This window comes from Halopiger thermotolerans (genome assembly GCF_054654555.1).
The window spans coordinates 553,141-571,256 of sequence record NZ_BAAIEU010000002.1 but is presented as its reverse complement, the minus strand read 5'-3'; the positions used below and the strand labels follow the sequence as shown (position 1 = coordinate 571,256).

19 protein-coding genes are annotated in these 18,116 nt (G+C 68.4%); 10 read left to right on the top strand and 9 right to left on the bottom strand.

Annotated elements, in window-relative coordinates; all coding sequences use genetic code 11:
- The first annotated feature begins 290 nt into the window (after nucleotides 1-290).
- From ACYQ26_RS05285 to argS, 6 genes are all read left to right on the top strand, one after another.
- Nucleotides 291-1,814 carry a stage II sporulation protein M gene (locus ACYQ26_RS05285; protein WP_459807724.1) on the top strand — a complete coding sequence of 508 codons (1,524 nt, stop codon included), beginning with the start codon at nucleotides 291-293 and terminating at the stop codon, nucleotides 1,812-1,814.
- A 113-nt stretch (nucleotides 1,815-1,927) separates the two neighbouring features.
- Nucleotides 1,928-2,887 (top strand): succinylglutamate desuccinylase/aspartoacylase family protein, encoded by a 960-nt coding sequence (locus ACYQ26_RS05280; RefSeq protein ID WP_459807722.1) that lies wholly within the window; start codon nucleotides 1,928-1,930, stop codon nucleotides 2,885-2,887.
- Between the two features lies 1 nt (nucleotide 2,888).
- On the top strand, nucleotides 2,889-4,070 hold the full coding sequence (locus ACYQ26_RS05275; RefSeq protein WP_459807720.1) for a pyridoxal-phosphate dependent enzyme: 1,182 nt from the start codon (nucleotides 2,889-2,891) through the stop codon (nucleotides 4,068-4,070).
- A 116-nt stretch (nucleotides 4,071-4,186) separates the two neighbouring features.
- On the top strand, nucleotides 4,187-4,723 hold the full coding sequence (locus ACYQ26_RS05270) for an NUDIX domain-containing protein (protein WP_459807718.1): 537 nt from the start codon (nucleotides 4,187-4,189) through the stop codon (nucleotides 4,721-4,723).
- Nucleotides 4,724-4,816: 93 nt separating this feature from the next.
- Complete coding sequence (gene udk, locus ACYQ26_RS05265; protein ID WP_459807767.1) at nucleotides 4,817-5,557, top strand: uridine kinase; 741 nt, start codon at nucleotides 4,817-4,819, stop codon at nucleotides 5,555-5,557.
- Nucleotides 5,558-5,668: 111 nt separating this feature from the next.
- The gene (gene argS, locus ACYQ26_RS05260) at nucleotides 5,669-7,456 is read left to right on the top strand and encodes an arginine--tRNA ligase (protein WP_459807716.1); all 1,788 of its coding nucleotides are present in this window, start codon (nucleotides 5,669-5,671) and stop codon (nucleotides 7,454-7,456) included.
- A 101-nt stretch (nucleotides 7,457-7,557) separates the two neighbouring features.
- Here the strand turns inward: argS and ACYQ26_RS05255 are convergent, their stop codons facing one another.
- Together ACYQ26_RS05255 and minD are read right to left on the bottom strand one after the other, a co-directional pair.
- Nucleotides 7,558-8,121 (bottom strand): DUF8159 domain-containing protein, encoded by a 564-nt coding sequence (locus tag ACYQ26_RS05255; protein WP_459807714.1) that lies wholly within the window; start codon nucleotides 8,119-8,121, stop codon nucleotides 7,558-7,560.
- Between the two features lie 363 nt (nucleotides 8,122-8,484).
- On the bottom strand, nucleotides 8,485-9,411 hold the full coding sequence (minD, locus tag ACYQ26_RS05250) for a cell division ATPase MinD (protein ID WP_459807713.1): 927 nt from the start codon (nucleotides 9,409-9,411) through the stop codon (nucleotides 8,485-8,487).
- A 169-nt stretch (nucleotides 9,412-9,580) separates the two neighbouring features.
- Between minD and prf1 the strand changes: the two genes are divergently transcribed.
- Nucleotides 9,581-10,846 (top strand): peptide chain release factor aRF-1, encoded by a 1,266-nt coding sequence (gene prf1, locus ACYQ26_RS05245; RefSeq protein WP_459807711.1) that lies wholly within the window; start codon nucleotides 9,581-9,583, stop codon nucleotides 10,844-10,846.
- 133 nt (nucleotides 10,847-10,979) lie between these two features.
- On the opposite strand, the gene ACYQ26_RS05240 is transcribed toward prf1, so the two are convergent.
- A complete protein-coding gene (locus ACYQ26_RS05240; protein ID WP_459807709.1) occupies nucleotides 10,980-11,231 on the bottom strand; it encodes a PRC-barrel domain containing protein in 252 nt (83 codons plus the stop codon).
- Between the two features lie 282 nt (nucleotides 11,232-11,513).
- Here ACYQ26_RS05240 and ACYQ26_RS05235 point away from each other — a divergent pair, with 282 nt between their 5' ends.
- The gene (locus ACYQ26_RS05235; protein WP_459807708.1) at nucleotides 11,514-12,275 is read left to right on the top strand and encodes a TraB/GumN family protein; all 762 of its coding nucleotides are present in this window, start codon (nucleotides 11,514-11,516) and stop codon (nucleotides 12,273-12,275) included.
- Nucleotides 12,276-12,393: 118 nt separating this feature from the next.
- Here ACYQ26_RS05235 and ACYQ26_RS05230 read toward each other — a convergent pair whose 3' ends face one another.
- From ACYQ26_RS05230 to ACYQ26_RS05210, 5 genes are all read right to left on the bottom strand, one after another.
- Nucleotides 12,394-12,711: a HalOD1 output domain-containing protein gene (locus ACYQ26_RS05230; RefSeq protein WP_459807706.1), complete on the bottom strand. Its 318-nt coding sequence runs from the start codon at nucleotides 12,709-12,711 to the stop codon at nucleotides 12,394-12,396.
- A 145-nt stretch (nucleotides 12,712-12,856) separates the two neighbouring features.
- Entirely contained in the window at nucleotides 12,857-13,177 is a 321-nt protein-coding gene (locus ACYQ26_RS05225) for a DUF7577 domain-containing protein (RefSeq protein WP_459807704.1), read from the bottom strand.
- A 76-nt stretch (nucleotides 13,178-13,253) separates the two neighbouring features.
- Nucleotides 13,254-14,153, bottom strand: coding sequence for an acyltransferase (locus ACYQ26_RS05220; protein ID WP_459807702.1), 900 nt, complete (start codon nucleotides 14,151-14,153; stop codon nucleotides 13,254-13,256).
- Nucleotides 14,154-14,231: 78 nt separating this feature from the next.
- A complete protein-coding gene (locus ACYQ26_RS05215; protein WP_459807700.1) occupies nucleotides 14,232-14,489 on the bottom strand; it encodes a hypothetical protein in 258 nt (85 codons plus the stop codon).
- A gap of 82 nt (nucleotides 14,490-14,571) precedes the next feature.
- Nucleotides 14,572-14,841, bottom strand: coding sequence for a hypothetical protein (locus ACYQ26_RS05210; RefSeq protein WP_459807699.1), 270 nt, complete (start codon nucleotides 14,839-14,841; stop codon nucleotides 14,572-14,574).
- A 163-nt stretch (nucleotides 14,842-15,004) separates the two neighbouring features.
- On the opposite strand from ACYQ26_RS05210, the gene ACYQ26_RS05205 reads away from it, so the two are divergent.
- On the top strand, nucleotides 15,005-15,994 hold the full coding sequence (locus ACYQ26_RS05205) for a bile acid:sodium symporter family protein (RefSeq protein ID WP_459807697.1): 990 nt from the start codon (nucleotides 15,005-15,007) through the stop codon (nucleotides 15,992-15,994).
- 106 nt (nucleotides 15,995-16,100) lie between these two features.
- Complete coding sequence (locus tag ACYQ26_RS05200) at nucleotides 16,101-16,559, top strand: NUDIX hydrolase (RefSeq protein WP_459807695.1); 459 nt, start codon at nucleotides 16,101-16,103, stop codon at nucleotides 16,557-16,559.
- Nucleotides 16,560-16,586: 27 nt separating this feature from the next.
- Here ACYQ26_RS05200 and ACYQ26_RS05195 read toward each other — a convergent pair whose 3' ends face one another.
- Nucleotides 16,587-18,038, bottom strand: coding sequence for a ribonuclease FAU-1 family protein (locus tag ACYQ26_RS05195; RefSeq protein ID WP_459807693.1), 1,452 nt, complete (start codon nucleotides 18,036-18,038; stop codon nucleotides 16,587-16,589).
- Nucleotides 18,039-18,116 lie beyond the last annotated feature (78 nt).

Sequence of the window (18,116 nt, the reverse complement as noted above, 5' to 3'; positions counted from 1 at the left end):
TACGCCACCATCAATCAGGGAACGCCGACGGGCCGGGGCGATTCCCGGCCTTTCGCGCGACGGGCGTCCCCGTCAGTTCTGCGCAGCAGTCAGTCGCCGAGTACCCACGCCGAGCGGTCGTTCGGCCCCGCTCGAGTTCGGTGCGACTCGCGGACGCGCTCGAGCGCCCGAAGCGTCGCCGCGCAGGTGCCGCGGGGTTCGGGCTACCCGTTCGAGCGAGCGGGAACCGACCGCCGACGCGTTTGCGTCCCGATAGCTTCGTTTAACTGACACGGTGTCGAAGCGGGCGTATGGCTCTGTCCGACCACCTCGCCGCCGTCGTCGCCGTGCTCCGGCGCCGGCCCGGCGATCTCCTGCCGCTGTATCTGCTCGGGGCCGCCGTGCCCGCGATCGTCCGCGTCGTCCCGTTTTTCGCCGCCGTCGCCGGCTACCTCCACCTCCGGACGACTGGCCGACTCGCCGCCGCGCGGACGGAACTGGCCGATCTCGAGGCGCCGCCGGATCCGCAGGCGAATCCCGACGCGTTCGAACGGTGGGCCGAGGGACTCACCCCGGTTTTCGAACAGGTCGTGACGCCGACGATGATCGCGCTCGTCCTCGTCGCGATCCTCCTGGTGCTTCTCGTCGCGGCCGTAGCGGCGCCGTACGTCACCGCCGGCCAGCTGTCGGCCAGCTACGCCCGCCTGCGCGACGAGCGCGGCGTCGACGCCGGCTTCGCGGGCGCGCGCCGCCACTGGCTGCGGTTTCTCAGGCTCTACCTGCTCGAGTTGCTGCTCTGGGGCGTCCTCCTGGTCGGCGGCGGCGTCGCAATCGCGATCGCCGCTGGCGTCTTCGCTACGGCGGGGGCCGGGGCGTCCGGGATCCTCGCCGGCCTGCTGATCGCACTCCTGCTGATCGTGGCGCTCGCGGTCGTCCGCGCGCTCTTCGCGTTCGCGCCGGTCGCGGTCGTCGTCGACGACGTCGGCGTCCTCGCCTCGCTCCGGCGGACGCTCGGCTTCGTTCGAACGCACCCCGGCGGCGCGCTCTTCTACTACGCGCTTTCTATCGGGGCGCTGGTCGGTCTGTCGGCGCTGTCGGGCGCCCTCGCGCTCGTCGAGATCGTCGTGTTCCCGTCCCTGCTCGGGATCTTTCTCCTGCTGCCGGCGCTCGACCTGCTGAAGACGTCGCTGTACGGCACCTACCGCGGCCGGCTGCGGCCGCCGACGAGTCCGGATCGCTCGCTGCGGACGCAGTTCGTCGACGGGCTGCGCCGCGGCTGGGCCGAGTTGGTCGCGTTCGTCAGATCGACGCCCGGCACCCACGCGCTCGTCGCGGTCCTCGGGATCGGGTCGTTCGCGGCCGGCTGGGTCGTCGCCGAGCCGTACGTCGGCGCGGTCGAGACCTCGATCGCCGCCCGCCTCGAGGGACACGTCCCGCCGGCGGCCGCCCTCGAGTTCTTCGGGAACAACTGGCTGGTCGCGATCACGACGGTTTACGGCGGGGTCGCGTTCGTCCTCCCGGCGATCGTCGCCGTGCTGTTCAACGGGCTCGCGCTCGGCATCACCGCGCGCCTCGAGGTCGCGCCCCTCGAGTTGCTCGCGTTCGTCGTCCCCCACGGCATCATCGAGATTCCGGCGATTTTCGTCGCCGGCGCGCTCGGGGTTTCGGTGGGGGTCGACGGCTGGCGAACCCTGCGGGGCCGGATGAGGCGAGCGACGTTCGCGGATCGGCTCGAGCGCGCGTTCTGGGTGCTCGTCGGCGTCGGCATCCTGCTGGCCGTCGCGGCGGTGATCGAGGGATTCGTGAGTCCGTACTACTATCGGCTTTTCCTGTAAGTCGACCGCGCTGACGTCACCGGACGCCGCACCCGCACAATCGGGGGCCGACGGCGGCCCTCCGCCCGGGAAACACCGAACCAATAAAGGCCGACCGGTCCGTCGTGGATGACATGACGACGACGCTCGGAACGGCGAGCGCGGCCCCCGGCGAGATCGATACGGGCCGTCTCGAGGTCGGCGAGACCCGAGACGGCGGTTCCTTCGGTCTCCCCGTCGCCGTGGTCAACGGCGCCTCGCCGGGCAAGACGCTCTACATGCAGGCGGTCAGCGACGGCGACGAACTCAACGGGATCGGTGTCATCCAGCGCGTCGTCCCGCGACTCGATCCCGCCGAAATCTCGGGGACGATCCTGATCGTCGGGATCGTCAACTACCACGCGTTCCAGGTCGCCCAACACCGGAACCCGATCGACGATACGAAGATGAACCGCGCGTATCCGGGCAACGAGAACGGCACCTCGAGCGAGCGGATCGCCGCCGCGACCTTCGACGCCGCGACCCGCGCGGACATCATTCTGGACCTCCACCAGGGCTCGACCAGCCGAATGATCGACGAGGTGCGCGTCCGCTGTGGCAAGCGCCACCGCCTCTACGAGGACTGTCTGGAACTCGCGAAAGCCTTCGGCTGCGGCTACGTCCTCGACCAGAAGGGACCGGACGGCCAGCTCGCCCGCGCGGCGCCCGACGAGGGGATTCCGACCGTCGACCCCGAACTCGGCGGCACCGTCGGCTGGGACGAGACCAGCATTCGGAAGGGCGTCGAGGGCGTCTTCAACGTGCTCCGGTACTACGATTTCCTCCCGGAGAGCCACGAACTCGAGCGCCAGACCCGCGCCAACGGCTTCGAGCAGTACGGCGCTCCGAACGGCGGCCTCGTCGATTTCCAGAAGGACCTGGGCGATCGGGTCGCCCGCGGCGAGACACTGTTCGAGGTGACGACGGCCTTCGGCGAGACGAAGGCGACGGTGACGGCCGACAGCGACGGGATCCTCTGGCGCACCCGCCGACTGCCGCAGGTGGCCTCGGGCGAGTACGTCTGCTCGGTCGGGACCGACATCGACTCCTACTGACATGCCCGCCGACCTGGTCTGTCCCGACTGCGGGCGCACGTACGAGGCCGGTCCCGACGAACCCTGGCGCTGCGCCTGCGGCCACGCCCTCGAGTTCGCCGACCAGCCCTTGCCGCAGGGCGATCCGCTCCCGCTCTCGCAACTCGACACCAGCCGCGGCCTGTGGACCTTCTTCGAGTTCCTCCCGATCGAACGTCACGTCACCTTCCACGAGGGCTTTACGCCGCTGGTCGAGGCCCCCGAATCCGAGTGGGACGCCCAGTTCAAACTCGAGTACGTCTTCCCCACCGGTTCCTTCAAGGATCGAGGTGCGACGACGACGCTCTCTCGAGCAATGGAACTCGGCGTCGAGAAGGTCATCGAGGACTCCTCGGGCAACGCCGGCGCCGCCATCGCGACCTACGCCGCCCGCGCGGGCCTCGAGGCGGACATCTACGTCCCCGCCGACGTCAAGCAGTCGAAGCTGATGACGATCCAGCGGGCCGACGCCCGGCCGGTGCGGATCGAGGGAACGCGTCAGGACGTGACCGACGCCTGCATCGAGGCCGTCGAGGGCGACGCCGCGGCCGTCGCCGGCGCGCCCCGCCAGTCCGGCCGGGGCTGGTACGCCAGCCACGCCTGGAACCCCGCCTTCTACGCGGGCACGATGACCATCGCGTTCGAGATCGCCGCCCAGCGGGGGTGGACCGTCCCCGACGCCGTCGTCCTCCCGATTGGCCACGGCACGCTCTTTCTCGGCGCCTATCGGGGCTTTTCGCTGCTTCGAGACGCCGGCATCACGGACGAGATGCCCCGGCTCCTCGGCGCGCAGGCGACCGGCTACACGCCGATCGTCGACGCGCTCGCCGAGGACGGGCTGGGCCTCGAGACGGACGGCGACGACGCGGCCGCCGGCGGCGACCCGGAACCGGGCAGCGCGATCGCCGACGGGATCCAGATCGCCGAACCCGCCCGCAAAGATGAGCTCCTCGAGGCGATCCGCGAGACCGACGGCGACGCCATCGCGCTCGGCGCGGATCCGATCGAGGCGACGCTGGATCGCCTCCACCGCAACGGCTTCTACGTCGAACCGACGAGCGCGGCCGCCCCGGCGGCCCTCGAGCGGTACCGGGAGGCGGGCGTCTTAGAGAGCGACGACGAGGTCGTCGTGCCGCTGACCGGGAGCGGGTTGAAGACGCTGTGACTGGCACACGCGCCGGAACTGCGATCGGGCGCCGCAGTCGGCCGAAACCGGCTGCAGCCGGCAGCGACCGCCGAGAACCCCACCTTTTGAAACGTCGCCCGTCTAGAATCGGCTAGATGGTTAGTCGGCCACCCGCGTACTGTCCCTACTGCGGCGCTCCCCTCGAGACGATCGCGCTCGACGGCCGCGAGCGCAAGCGCTGTCCGGACTGCGGCGAGATTATTTGGCACAATCCGGTTCCCTGCGCGGGCGTCGCGGTCGTCGACCGCACGGGCGCCGAGCCCGCCGTCCTCTGCGTCGAACGGGGCGTCCCGCCCGGCGTCGGCGAGTGGACGATCCCCGGCGGCCACGTCGAAACCGGCGAACAACCCCACGTCGGCGCCGCCCGCGAACTCGAGGAGGAGACCGGCGTCTCGGTCGATCCCGACGCGCTCCGGGTGTTCGACGCGGCGGCGCTCCCGCCGCGGGCGGACAAACACGTCGTGATGACCTACTACGTCGTCGACCGCGCCGAGACGACAGGCGAGCCCCGAGCCGGCAGCGACGCGGCGGACGCGCGCTTCTGGACGCCGTCGGCCTTCGACGCGGCGGACGAGCGCTTCCGGCCGGTCCACGAGGCGCGGTTCCGGGCGGCCGCGATGCTGTTCGAGTGAGCGTCTCGGGGGCGCTCGGTCTCGAGGGCGAGGTCGCCGACGGGCGCGATCGATATCAGGGGATTAATGAGCGCTCCCGACCAGCATCTGACGATGAGTATCCCGTCGTTCGTCATCGGGATCGCCGGGGGGACGGGAGCCGGGAAGACGACGGTCGCACGGACCGTCGCGGACACCGTCGGCGAGGCCGTGACCCGCATTCCGCTGGACAACTACTACGAGGACCTCTCGCACCTCGAGTTCGAGGATCGCAAGGAGGTCAACTACGATCACCCCGACGCCTTCGAGTGGGAACTGCTCCGGGAGCACCTGAATCAGTTGCTGATGGGCCAGCCCGTCGAGATGCCCCAGTACGACTTCGAGATCCACAACCGCAAGGACGAGCGCGTCACCGTCGAGCCGACGGACGTGATCGTCCTCGAGGGGATCTTCTCGCTGTACGACGAGGAGATCCTCGAGATGCTGGACCTGCGCGTGTACGTCATGACCGACGCCGACGTCCGCATCCTGCGGCGCATCGAGCGCGACGTCGTCGACCGAGGCCGCGACCTCGAGGGGGTCATGAACCAGTACCTCGAGACGGTCAAGCCGATGCACGAGCAGTTCGTTGAGCCGACGAAGAAGAACGCGGACGTGATCATCCCGGAGGGGGCGAACCAGATGGCGGTCGACCTCCTGATCGAGAAGATCGAGGCCGAACGCACCGACGCGCCGGGAGCGAGCGGGGCCAGCGGTGCGGGAAGCGCGGCCGGCGCAAGCGAAGCGGAGCCGGACCCCGAAACCGAACCCGACCGCAAGCGCGAACTTCCCTTTCCGGAGCCGTCGATCGACTGACCTGAACCGGCGCGATCGGAATCGGTGACGGGTCACCCGGAATCGCTCGACCCGCCGTCCCGCCGATACGAACCCGACATTCCTTTACTGCAGCCCTGAATACGGGCGGGTATGTTCCTTGCCCTACGCGACGAGGTCGAGGACGCCCTCGAGGGGGCGCTCTCGGCGCTCGAGTTTCCCACCGACGATCTCGGGCTCGAAGAACCGCCGGAAGACGTCGAGAGCGTGCTCGCCTCGAGCGTCGCCTTCCGACTCGCCGGCGAGGCCGGCCAGGCGCCGCCCCAGGTCGCCGCCCGGATCGCCGACGAGATCGACGTCGACGACCTGACCTACGTTGCCGCGGTCCAGACGCAGGGGCCGTACCTCAACTTCCTCCCCAGCGACGCCTACCTCGCCGCGACGCTCGAGACGGCCACCGACGAGTCCTACGGCGCGCTCGCGGATCGCGAGACGTCGGTCGTCGTCGAACACACCAGCGCCAACCCGACCGGGCCGGTCCACGTCGGCCGCGCGCGCAACCCGATCATCGGCGACGCCGTCGCGAACCTGCTCGATTACGCCGGCTACGACGTCGACCGCCACTACTACGTCAACGACGCCGGCCGGCAGATGGCCGTCTTCACGTGGGCCTACGAGACCTTCGACGAGGACGACCTCGACTCGGAACCCGAGCGCGACCGCATCGAGTACGACCTCGTGCGCTACTACCGCAAGGGCAACGAGTTCCTCGAGAACGGCCCCGAAGACGAGGTCGCGGACGCCGAGGCCGAGATCGAGTCGATCATGCAGGGCCTCGAGGACGGCGACGACGAGACCTACGAACGGGTCAGCGAGGTCGTCGACCAGGTCCTTTCGGGCATGACGGCCTGCCTCGAGCGCCTGCCCGCGGAGTTCGACGAGTTCGTCAAGGAGACGCGGTTCATGCGCAACGGCGACACCGACGACCTCGTCGCCCGCCTGAAGGAACTCGACGAGGCCGTCTACGAGGAGGACGCCTGGCAACTGGATCTCGAGGACCACGGCATCGACAAGAACCTCGTCTTCCTGCGGTCGGACGGCACCTCCCTCTATGCGACCCGCGATCTGGCCCACCACGAGTGGAAGTTCGACAACTACGACCGCGCGGTGACGGTGCTGGGCGAGGACCACAAGCTCCAGGCCCGCCAGCTGAACACGACCCTCGAGTTGCTCGGCAACGACACCGACCAGCTCGAGCAGGTGCTCTACTCCTACGTCAACCTCCCCGAAGGCAAGATGTCGACGCGGCGCGGCACCGGCGTCGACCTGGACGACCTGCTCGACGAGGCGATCGACCGCGCCCGCCAGGAGGTCGAGGACCGACTCGACGACCGCATCCGCGACGACGACTTAGACGAGGACGACATCGAGCGCATCGCCCACCAGGTCGGCATCGGCGCGGTCCGCTACGACATCGTCTCCAAACAGCCGACGAAGGCGATCACCTTCGAGTGGGACCGCGCGTTAGACTTCGAGGCCCAGTCCGCGCCCTACGTCCAGTACGTCCACGCCCGCACCTGCGGCATCCTCGAGGAGGCGGGACTGGAGCCGGACGCTGACCTCGCCGAGCAGGACCTCGACCTCGAGTCGCTCGAGGCCGACCTGCTCGAGACCGACGCCGAGCAGGACCTCCTCGAGACGATCGCGCGCTTCCCGGCGGTCGTCGACGAGGCCGCGGACGACCTCGAGCCCCACCGGATCGCGACCTACACCCGCGAGTTCGCGGACCGGTTCAACGCCTTCTACCGCGAGTGTCCGGTGCTTGCCGACGACGTCGACCCCGCCGTCAGGGACGCGCGACTCGCGCTCGTGGCCGCCTCGAAGCACACGATCGCGAACGCCCTCGACATCTTGGGCGTCGAGGCGCCGCGGTCGATGTAGGCCGAGCCGCCGGTCTACCGATACGCGAGCCGTCGGCTCACCGTCAACCGACGCATCGAAGAAAAATCCGTGCGGGCCGCCGAACGCGTCGCCGAATCGCCTTACTCCTTCGTCGAGACGACCTTGTCCGCGAACTCCTCGTCCGAGAGTTCGCCCTCGAGGTACGCGACGACCCACTCGACGTCGACGTACACCGCGAGCACGCGGCTGCCCTCGTGCTCGAGGATCCACTCGATCGTGGCGACCGCTTCCACGAAGCGCTCGACGTCCTCGATGGCGCTCTCGAGGTCGGAGGCGAACGTCTTGAACACCTTCTTCAGCTCCGCGATGTCGGTGGTGTCAGTCTGAGCGACGATATCGAGTTTGTCGCCGTTCTTCTCGATCGACGTGATCGTCACGAGATCGTCGCTGACCTCGATCCCGCCGTTGTCGACGCCGGGCACGTTGTCGTGTTCGCCGGACCCGCTGTCGCTGTCACTATCACTGTCGCTGCTGTTGCCGGTGCCGGAATCGGAACCGTCGTCGCCGCCGTTTCCGGTGTCGTCGCCGAACGATTCTTCGGTGTCGTTTTCGGGCTCCTCGTCGCCAGTTTCGGAACTGGAACAGCCCGCGAGGACGGTTGCGAGTGCGGCTCCACTTCCGAGGAGGATCTTACGTCGCTCCATGGTCGAGCGCTCGAGAGACTGGGGGATTAGTAATTAGCTCGTACCAGTTCGACCGTGAAACGAGGGGGAACGAGATCGACCGCGGTCCCCCGATCCCCCCTCACAGCGCCTAGTACGCTCGAAATCGCGGTTTCGAAAAGTAGTACGGAAACGTACTGGTTAGTAACGAGTACATTCGTCGGATCGGAAGGGTATCGCAGCCAACGTAGTCACCGGGTTCGACAGAAATCCGCGCCTCGAACCGCAGATCGGCGGTCCAGGCGGTCCCTACCGTCCCGTTAGTGGGTCGCCACCATCGGTCGTTCGGGGTGCTCGAGCGCGGCTCGGCGCGACCGACCGTCGACCGCGTCCGGTCGAGCGGGTTCAGTTGTCGGACTCGGCTTCGGTGATCGCGCTCGAGACGTCGTCGGGTGCGGCCTCCCGACCGTCGTCGACGTCCGAATCGTTGGGGACCGCGTCGGCCGCTGCGCCGGCGGCCGAATTCGCTTCGGTCCCCGCAGCGCCCGATGCGGGCGTCGCTTCGGATTCGGGCTCGGTCTCACACTGGTCGGCCGCGGTCTCGGGCGACGGCGCAGAGAGTTCGATACCGGCCAGATCCGCCGCGAGCGTCCGGTAGGCGATCGCCGCCGGCCCCTCGGGCTCGTAGACGACAAGCGGCGTGCCCGCGTAGACGCTCTCGCGGGCCGCGCTGTCCTCGGGGATCGTACCGAGCAGCGGGATCTCGAGGCGCGAGGCGATCTCCTCGTAGGAGATGTCGCTGTGGGGGTGCGTGCGCGTGACGACAAGGCCGGCGACCTCGCCGCCCGCGCGGGCGGTCAGCTCGATCGTCTTCTTCGAGTCCTGGACGGCGGCCGGCTCTGGCGTCGAGACGACGAGCACGGAGTCGGCCAGCCCGAGCGGGAGGACGGTCTCGTGGCTGATTCCGGCCCCGACGTCGAGGAAGACGTAGTCGTAGGCCGCGCGCAGCTCCGCGACGACGTCGCCCAGCCCCTCCGGAGAGGCCTCGGCGTACTCGTCCAAGCCGGTCCCGCTCGGGACCGCGACGATGTTGTCTGCCAGTCGATACGTGGCGTCCTCGATATCGGCGTCGCCCGCCAGCACGTCGTGCAGCGTCGTCGAATCCGGGTTGAGACTCACGAACCCGGCGAGGTTCGCCATGCCGAGATCGACGTCGACGACGGCGACGCGCTTGCCCGCTTGGGCCAGCGCCGTGCCGATGTTTACCGTCGTCGTCGTCTTCCCGACGCCGCCCTTCCCGCTCGCGATGGCGTAGACCGTCTCCTGAGACATACTCGAGTACTGTCCGGACTGTGGAACGGCAACACCTTAAATCGTCACCTCGAGACGAGCGGTGAGGTCGCGGCGTCCCGAGGGGTCGAACGCGTTCGCGATCGGGATTGTCTCCGCGATAGCGTGCGTGTCAAAGGATTCTTACCCGCAGCACCGTTTTGTATCGATAATGAGCCAGGAGGGCGAGCAGGAGCAAGAGCAATCCGACCGGAAAAAGTACGAGTTCCGGAAGGTGCTCGAGGACCTCAAGAACTACGACGGCTCCGGGACGCAGCTCGTGACGATCTACGTTCCCGAAGACCGCCAGATCAGCGACGTCGTGCAACACGTCACCCAAGAGCACAGCGAAGCGGCCAACATCAAGTCCAAACAGACGCGAACGGCCGTCCAGGACGCGCTGACCAGCATCAAGGATCGACTGCGCTACTACGACACCTACCCACCGGAGAACGGCATGGTGCTGTTCTCCGGAGCCGTCGACTCCGGGGGCGGCCGCACCGAGATGGTCACGAAGGTGCTCGAGAGTCCGCCCCAGCCCGTCGAGTCGTTCCGCTATCACTGCGACTCGGAGTTTCTCACGGAGCCGCTCGAGGAGATGCTGGCGGACAAGGGCCTGTACGGCCTGATCGTCCTCGACCGCCGCGAGGCCAACGTCGGCTGGCTGAAGGGCAAACGCGTCGAGCCGGTCAAGTCCGCCTCGTCGCTGGTCCCCGGCAAGCAGCGCAAAGGTGGCCAGTCCGCCCAGCGATTCGCCCGCCTGCGCCTCGAGGCGATCGACAACTTCTACCAGGAGGTCGCCGGGATGGCAAACGACCTGTTCGTCCCCAAGCGCCACGAACTCGACGGCGTGCTCGTCGGCGGTCCCTCGCCGACCAAAGACGAGTTCCTCGACGGTGACTACCTCCACCACGAACTGCAGGACAAGGTGCTGGGCAAGTTCGACGTCGCCTACACCGACGAGTCCGGCCTCCACGACCTCGTCGACAACGCCGAAGACGCGCTGGCCGACGCCGAGGTGATGAAGGACAAAAAGCAGATGGAGGAGTTCTTCGAGGAACTCAACGGGGGCGACCTCGCCACATACGGGTTCGAGCAGACCCGTCGCAACCTCGTGATGGGCGCGGTCGACCGCCTGCTGATCAGCGAGGACCTCCGGAAGGACGTCGTCACCTACGACTGTCCGGAGTGTGGCAACACCGACCGCGAGGTCATCGACCGGCGCAAGGCGACGCCGGACCACACCTGCAGCGACTGCGGCACCGAAGTCGAGGCGAGCGAAGAAGACCGCGAGGACGCGATCGACCACCTCATCGAGATCGCCGAACAGCGCGGCACCGAGACCAAGTTCATCTCGACGGACTTCGAGAAGGGCGAACAGCTCTACAACGCCTTCGGCGGCTTCGCCGGCATTCTGCGGTACTCGACCGGCGTCTAAGCTCAGTTTCTGCGACCTGCGTCCCTGATCGTCCTCGTTCTACGCGACGGACGCGTCGATCGCCTCGTCGGTGTCGATGGCACGAGTACGGGCACGCAGCGCCAGCGCCACGTCTCGGGGAGCGGTAGCGCAGTCAGAGCGTGCCGCGGAGGTAGATCGCATCGTCGGTGATCTCCGCGATGCTTCCCTCGTCGAGCGGATGTGCGTTCGCGCTCGCCTCGCCCCAGCCGAATTTCGCTTTGAGCGTGTCGACGAAACTCGGGTCGGGTTCGACGTAGCCGCGGCCGTCGCGCACTTCGACGAGGCGACCGACCTCGGTGCCGTCGGTGTTCAGGACGCGTTTCCCCTCGTCGGCTTTCGTGATCGTCTCGCGCTCGCGTGTCATTGCAGTCGCCGAACTCCCGGCCCCCGTCCGAGCCGACCGGGCCGACCGCCCGCTCGAGGACTCGCGGGGCAATTCGATGTACGGACGGACGCGCAATAAACCGGTGAAACAGTTGTGCAGCGATACTGACCAGTTACTCCCGGTTCGTGCGCTCGAGCGACCGGCGGGAAAATCGACGGCCGGAACCGACCCCGACCGCCCGACGCGGCGGGGGCGTTACGCAGCGCGTACCGCGAGACAACGGAAGGGTTATGCCGGTAGTCGCGTATTACCACTCGATCGATGGACGAGTCCCCGTCCCTCCCCGACACGCTCGACGATCCCCGCGTCACCGACCGGTTCTACCGTCGCGCGACCGGTCCCCGCGGCGACCTCCACCTCCTCGGCGTCGTGCACGACCACCCCGCGAGCGTCGGTCGCGTCCAGCGCGTCCTCGAGGCGGTCGATCCCGAGACGGTCGCGCTCGAGTTGCCGTCGGCGGCGCTACCGCTGTACCGGACGTACGCGCGCGACGGTGACGGCGACACGGACCCGCACGACCCGCCCCGCTTCGGCGGGGAGATGAGCGCGGCGATCCGCGCGGCGCCCGACGCCGACGTCGTCGGCATCGACGCGCCGAACTGGTCGTTCTGCCGCCGGCTCGCGACGCGGCTGATCGCCGACCGCGTCCCGGCCTCGACCGCTCGGCGGGTCGTCTCGAGCCTCGGCGGCGCGACCCGCGAGGCGCTGACCTGTCGAATCGCCGCGACGCTGACCCACGCGACGTCGATGACGATCGCCTGCGACGATCCGGTCGAGTACGAGTGCAGCCACGAGGACCCGCCCGAGCGCCAGGCCGAACACGAGCGATCGCACGTCGCCGGGGTTCAGGCGCTGCTGGGCAGCGTCGAAACCGACGACAGCGCGCTCGCCTACCGGGACGAGACGCGCGAGCGCTGCATGATCGACCGCCTCGAGTCGCTGCGCGCGGACGGCGCGACCGGCGACGTCGTCGCGGTCGTCGGCGTCGACCACCTCGAGCCGCTGGCGGACGCGCTGGCGTAGTCTTCTCCGGCGGTCGATCTCGATACGTACTGCTGACGCTGTATTTCGGCGATCTTGCGTCGGCGCCACGAACCGAATCGGAACCGGAACAGGCGACGAAACGGAGAGTAAGAGACGATTACCGGCGCGGCGTCGGCGGTTCGATCAGAATTTCGCCGTCCGCGCGGACCGTCACGCGGTGGTCGTCGACGACGAACGAGAGCCGGCCGCTCGAGCGGGGCCGCCCGTCGTGGCGCGGGCGGAAAAGCCGGTCGAGCGCGTCCGGATCGACGGAATCGTACAGCGAGATGCGACCGTCGGTCGGGTCGATCCCCATACAGTCGGCCAGCGCGTGGACGACGGTCGTGCTGAGCGTCGCGGGACCGTCGAACTCGTGGACTGCCCGGTACACGGACGGAGAGCGAGCGTTAGAGGCGGGGAACTGGTTGTCGTGCATAGCGAGACGTTCGCTCTCACTCTGGCGCCGGGCGGTAAAAAGCGTAATCGTTTCTTACCGGCCGAACGCCGCCGTTCCGGCCGGGGAAATACGACACTGACGCTGAGAGTCCCGAAACGACGAACGGGCGTGCAGCGACGCCGCCTCACCGTCGCAGCGTCGAAATGCAGCGCCAACAGTACGTGAACGTGTTGTCGGCCGCGTTCGTCGCGCCGCAGTGGGGACACCGGATCGTCTCCCCCTCGAGGGCGCGATCCGCGTCGTAGTCTTCGGACTCCTCGACCCCGTCGGGCGCCCGCGCGTACCGCTCGGGACCCGACGGCGATCGGGATCGGGCCCGGTTCGGGCCGGCGAACGACGGCGCTGGCGAGCGGTCGTCCCCGCGCCGGACGTACACGTAGTACAGTAACAGGTGCAACAGGGCGAACAGCACTACGTACCCGATGAGCCATCCCCAGAGCTCCATCGGTGTGACATACGTTCTCAACCTACTTGGATATTCCCCGACCGACGGGTCGGAGACAAAATCAGGTCGTACGGACTTATCGGGGCGGTTGAAGATCGCGCTGGAACTCGTCGAAGACCTCGAGGTCGTCGGAGACCTCGTACTCGAGGCGCCTATCCTCCTGGCGGTTGACGCCGGCCTCCTCGATCGGCGTGGCGACGTCCTCCCAGCCGGGCTTGATCTTGACGCTCTTGGCGGGCATGCCGACCGCGATGTGGTGGGCGGGGATGTCGTGTTGCACGACGCCGCGCGCGCCGACGATGGCGTTCTCGCCGACCTTGTTGCCAGCGCGGACCATCGAGTCGTAGGTGAGCCGGACGTCGTCCTCGACGATCGTGTGGTAGTTGCGGACCTCGGTCTGGTCGACAACGTCGTGATCGTGGCTGTAGACGTGGACGCCGTCGGAGATCGAGACCCGATCGCCGATCGTCAGCTTGCCGCGGTCGTCCAGGTGGACGTCGTCGTGGATCACCGTGTTGTCGCCGACGGTGATGTTGTGGCCGTAGGTGAACGTGATCCCCTTGAAGAACCGGCAGTTGTCCCCGCACTCCTCGAAGAGGTGATCGGCGAGCATCCGCCGAAAGCGCAGCGCGAACTCGACGTTGTCCGCGATCGGCAGGCTGTCGAACTGCCGCCAGAGCCACTGGAGGTGTTTCGAGCGGCGGAACTGCTCCTCGTCTTTCTCGGCGTAGTACTCGCTCTCGAGGGTGGTGTTGCAGGGGTCGTAACTCTGCAGGCGGACGCGCTCGGCCGGCGAGACCGACTCGCCGTCCCGCCAGCGCTCGTAGGCCTCGCGGTCGCCCGAGAGGTCGATCAGCACGTCCTCGACGACCGAACAGGTGTCTTCGTCGCTCGAGAGCCGCCGATCGACCTCGTCGATGAACTCGCGCATCCCCGCCTCCGCCTCCTCGGGGAGCGAGACGTACCGCTTTGTCATGTTCCGAGCTATTGCGCGCGGCGTTGATAGGGGTTCGGTTGTGCGTTCGCTTTGCCGTCTCGAGCGGTGACGCGAGTGTTACCGGGCGTCTCGGCCGTCGCCGTCGCTCCCGTCGTCGCCGACCGACCGCTCGGCCGCCTGCCACCGCGCGAGCAGCAAGGCGGGGAGGGCGACGGCGCCGATCAGCAAAAGCACCCCGACGACGCCCGTGCCGACCGTCACGCGGTACGGACTCACCTCGAGGGTCGTCGTGGCGATCGGCAGGAGCGCCGCGACGACGAGCACGACGACGAACAGCGCGCGGACGGGGCCGGAGCGGCCCGCAGCATCGGCCATACTCGAACTCCGCGAGGACGGTTCAAGAACGATTCGGAGCGTTGCGCCGAGCGGTGCGGGGCAACCCGGGAGCGACGGACCGCTACTCCCGATCGGAGTCGGTCAGCCGGAACTCGAACTCGAGCATCCCGTCGGTTCGGACGTTCACGCCGCCGAGTCGTTCGGATAGCTGTTCGCGCGCTCGCGAACTCGGTTCGACGGTGACGGAGACGCTGTTGCTGTTGGCGTTGTACGTGATGTTCCCGACCGTGACGTCGAACTCGAAGCAGTCGGGGACCTCCTCCCTGAGTTGCGTTCGGACGTCGTCGACCTCCGACCGGACGTCGGCCATCTCCTCGTTTAACGTGCTCATTGGCGCTACTCGCCGCCAGGAAACATTAATCATTGACCCTGTTATTTACGGCCGGGTCGACCCGATTCCGGTTCGGGACGAACGGGCCTCGAGAGGCGGACGCCGCGCGAGCGAACACGGAAGCCGCAGTCTTGATGACGAGTAGCGATAGACAAGCGCTCGCATGAACTGGCAGGCGACGCTCGAGCGGATCGGCGAGTTCACGAGCAAGTACTTCGTCCTCTGGGTGGTGATCGTCGCGCCGCTGGCGCTGTACTCCCCCGGGACGTTCACTCCCATCGCGAACTACATCACGCCGCTTCTGGGGATCATCATGCTCGGGATGGGGCTGACGCTGACGCCCGACGACTTCCGGCGCATCCTCGAGCGCCCGCGGGACGTGCTCATCGGCGCGATGAGCCAGTGGCTCCTGATGCCGCTGTTCGCCTACCTGTTGGTCGCCGTTCTCGGACTGCCGTGGGAGATCGGCGTCGGGCTGGTCCTCGTCGGCGCCGCGCCGGGCGGCACCGCCTCGAACGTGATGACCTACCTCGGCAGGGGCGACGTCGCGCTGTCGGTGACGATCACGACGGTGACGACGATCGCCGCGCCGCTGGTGATGCCCGCGTGGGTCGTGGCGCTGGCCGGCGAGTCGATCTCGGTCACCTTCGCCGAGATGGCGACGTCGATCGTCCAGATCGTCCTGCTGCCGGTCCTCGGCGGCCTCGCGCTGCGCTACGTGCTCGATCGGTTCGCGCCGCTGATCGCGGAGATCGGCCTCTCGATCTTCCCCGCGATCAGCGTCGTGGCCATCGTGGCGATCGTGGCGGCCGTCGTCGGACTCAACGTCGAGACGATCCTCGGCGCCGGCGCCCTCGTCTTCCTCGCGGTCGTCCTGCACAACGGCCTTGGACTCGGCTCGGGCTACGCCGTCGGGCACGCGACCGGGATGACCGAGGACCGCGCGCGGACCTGTGCGTTCGAGGTCGGACTCCAGAACAGCGGTCTGGCGGTCGCGCTCGCGACGGCGCACTTCAACGAAGCCGCCGCCCTGATCCCCGCGCTCTTCAGCGTCTGGCACAACGTCTCTGGACCGGCGCTCGCGACGCTGTTTACGCACCTCGACGAGGACTCGGCCACGCCGGACGAAGACGTCGCGGTTGCGTCGGACTAGACGCAGTCGGGACGAACCAACGGCGCCCGCCCCTGAATCTCCCTTAATATCCTTTAATCTCCTCCGAGGTAGCCTTTTATGCGTGGTCGGTGTGGGCCAGTGTATCATGACCGATGTCACCTACGTCCCGAAGGCCTGCGCCTACATCACGCGCGGGACCGGCGAACTCCTCGTCTTCGAGGGCCCGGGCCACGACGGGCTCCAGATTCCGAAGGGGACCCTCGAGCCCGGAGAGTCGCCTCGAGAGGCACTCTTTCGGGAGGTGTGGGAGGAGAGCGGCCTCACCGCGCTCAACGCGACGGAACATCTCTCGACGGACGTCTGGACGCGCCGCGAGTCCCCGCCCAAGCGGTACGTGCGCCACTTCTTCCACGCGACCGTCCACGAGCCGCGCGACCGGTGGACCCACACGGTGACTGACGGCGGCGAGGAGGATGGCGCCGAGTTCGAGTTCCGCTGGGTCCGACCGACCGGGTGCGACCGCGACTTCGCGCTCGACCTCGACGATTACGTTCACCTGCTGTCGAGCGGCACCGACAACGGCCTCGCGAGCGCTTCAGATTGATCTCGCCGAACCAGCTACCGCTACCAGCTACTTCGAGAGTGCCCGCTTCACGGCCTCGGCGACGTTTCGCGCCTTCTCCGCTAGCGGCTCCGAGACCAGCCCCTCGTCGACGGCGGCCTCGAGTTCGTCCGCGTCGACGATTTCGACCTCGCCGTCGACGCGGATCACGTCGACGTAGAGGTCGACGTACCGCACCGCGTCGGGGAACAGTTCGACGGGCGTACAGACGTTGACGTACGTTCCCTTCGCGGCGCCGTTGGCGTCCTTGTAGGTCGTCGGGTACCACCACCGGCCCTCGCGGAACTTCGTGACGGCGACGTCGCCCTCCTCCTTGGGAACGCCCAGCGCGTCGTAGGTTCCGCCTCCGCGCATCGAGCGCTCGAGGGTGAGCGAGCCGTCGGCGTCCCAGTCGGTGACGTCGCCGTAGCCCAGCGAGATGCGCCGGCCGTCGGGTTTGCCGTGGCCGATCTCGAGGCGGTCGCCCTCGGTGGGCCCGAACTGGCGGGCGACGGCGGCGAAGGGGAACTCGTCCGCGTCCGGGTCCGTGCCCCCTTCAGTTTCGTCGTCGCCGAGCGAGCCGCAGACCGCCTCCGCGAAGTCGACCGCCGCGCTCGCGGCCCGATCGGCGGCCTTGGTCCGGTGGTGACCCGGCATCGTCGTCTCGACCTGCCGGCGGTACTCATCCAGTTCGAACCGCGACTCGCGGCCGAACCAGCACCAGTCCGTCCGCCGTGGCGCGGCCAGTCGGCCGGGCTCGCCGGGTTCGTCCGGCGCGGCCGAGAGGGCGTCCTCGAGCGCGTCGACCCGGTCGACGGCCCGCTCGAGGGCGGCTTCCATCGCCTCGAGGTCGGCGTCGGCCGCGCTGTGCTCCCAGCGCAGCCCCCAGCCGTCGGGGATTTCGGTCGAGAGCAGGTCGGTCATGCCGACGAGTTCGCTCGCACGCTCGCTGCTGCCGACCGCCGAGACGCCCGTGCGGTCCTGCGAGAGCGTACAGAGCCCGCTTTCGACCGCGATCGTCGGCCGGACGCGGGGCGCGTCGTCGTCCCACGGCGGCGTCGGTTCGGCGACCTGCACGCGGTAGCGGTTCCCTTCGTCGACGTAGCCGTCGACGTCGTCGTACTTGAGGTAGCCCCGGCGGCCGTCGCCGAGGTCGACCGTCGCGCCGCTGCCGCCGGCGGCGTCGATCACTTCCGCGTCGAAGACCGCACTCCGCGGCGCGTCGTCGGCCCAGCGGAACGCGTCGATCGAGAGGTCCTCGAGTTCGTCGCCGACCGTCTCGACGGCGTCGGGAGCGCCGGAGACCTCGACGCCCTGCCGGTCGCGGGTCGTCTCGAGCCGGACGTCTGCCGGCGCGGCGTCGAAGACGTCGTCGAACCGCTCCCGGATCGGCTCGGAGGCCTGGACGATCTCGAGGCCGTTCGCGTTCAGGAGTTGCGTGAGCGCGGTGGTGTAGATGCCGCGAACGCGTGCGGTCGTCATCGGCTCACCTCGCGCGCGCTCGCCTGTCGATCCCGACTGCGCCGTCGTCGGCCGCGGGCGAATCCGTCCTCGAGCACG

Coding starts and splice junctions, on each gene's coding strand:
- ACYQ26_RS05285 (WP_459807724.1), top strand. CDS start 291: ATGGCTCTGTCCGACCACCTCGCCGCCGTCGTCGCCGTGCTCCGGCGC.
- ACYQ26_RS05280 (WP_459807722.1), top strand. CDS start 1,928: ATGACGACGACGCTCGGAACGGCGAGCGCGGCCCCCGGCGAGATCGAT.
- ACYQ26_RS05275 (WP_459807720.1), top strand. CDS start 2,889: ATGCCCGCCGACCTGGTCTGTCCCGACTGCGGGCGCACGTACGAGGCC.
- ACYQ26_RS05270 (WP_459807718.1), top strand. CDS start 4,187: ATGGTTAGTCGGCCACCCGCGTACTGTCCCTACTGCGGCGCTCCCCTC.
- udk (WP_459807767.1), top strand. CDS start 4,817: ATGAGTATCCCGTCGTTCGTCATCGGGATCGCCGGGGGGACGGGAGCC.
- argS (WP_459807716.1), top strand. CDS start 5,669: ATGTTCCTTGCCCTACGCGACGAGGTCGAGGACGCCCTCGAGGGGGCG.
- ACYQ26_RS05255 (WP_459807714.1), bottom strand. CDS start 8,121: ATGGAGCGACGTAAGATCCTCCTCGGAAGTGGAGCCGCACTCGCAACC.
- minD (WP_459807713.1), bottom strand. CDS start 9,411: ATGTCTCAGGAGACGGTCTACGCCATCGCGAGCGGGAAGGGCGGCGTC.
- prf1 (WP_459807711.1), top strand. CDS start 9,581: ATGAGCCAGGAGGGCGAGCAGGAGCAAGAGCAATCCGACCGGAAAAAG.
- ACYQ26_RS05240 (WP_459807709.1), bottom strand. CDS start 11,231: ATGACACGCGAGCGCGAGACGATCACGAAAGCCGACGAGGGGAAACGC.
- ACYQ26_RS05235 (WP_459807708.1), top strand. CDS start 11,514: ATGGACGAGTCCCCGTCCCTCCCCGACACGCTCGACGATCCCCGCGTC.
- ACYQ26_RS05230 (WP_459807706.1), bottom strand. CDS start 12,711: ATGCACGACAACCAGTTCCCCGCCTCTAACGCTCGCTCTCCGTCCGTG.
- ACYQ26_RS05225 (WP_459807704.1), bottom strand. CDS start 13,177: ATGGAGCTCTGGGGATGGCTCATCGGGTACGTAGTGCTGTTCGCCCTG.
- ACYQ26_RS05220 (WP_459807702.1), bottom strand. CDS start 14,153: ATGACAAAGCGGTACGTCTCGCTCCCCGAGGAGGCGGAGGCGGGGATG.
- ACYQ26_RS05215 (WP_459807700.1), bottom strand. CDS start 14,489: ATGGCCGATGCTGCGGGCCGCTCCGGCCCCGTCCGCGCGCTGTTCGTC.
- ACYQ26_RS05210 (WP_459807699.1), bottom strand. CDS start 14,841: ATGAGCACGTTAAACGAGGAGATGGCCGACGTCCGGTCGGAGGTCGAC.
- ACYQ26_RS05205 (WP_459807697.1), top strand. CDS start 15,005: ATGAACTGGCAGGCGACGCTCGAGCGGATCGGCGAGTTCACGAGCAAG.
- ACYQ26_RS05200 (WP_459807695.1), top strand. CDS start 16,101: ATGACCGATGTCACCTACGTCCCGAAGGCCTGCGCCTACATCACGCGC.
- ACYQ26_RS05195 (WP_459807693.1), bottom strand. CDS start 18,038: ATGACGACCGCACGCGTTCGCGGCATCTACACCACCGCGCTCACGCAA.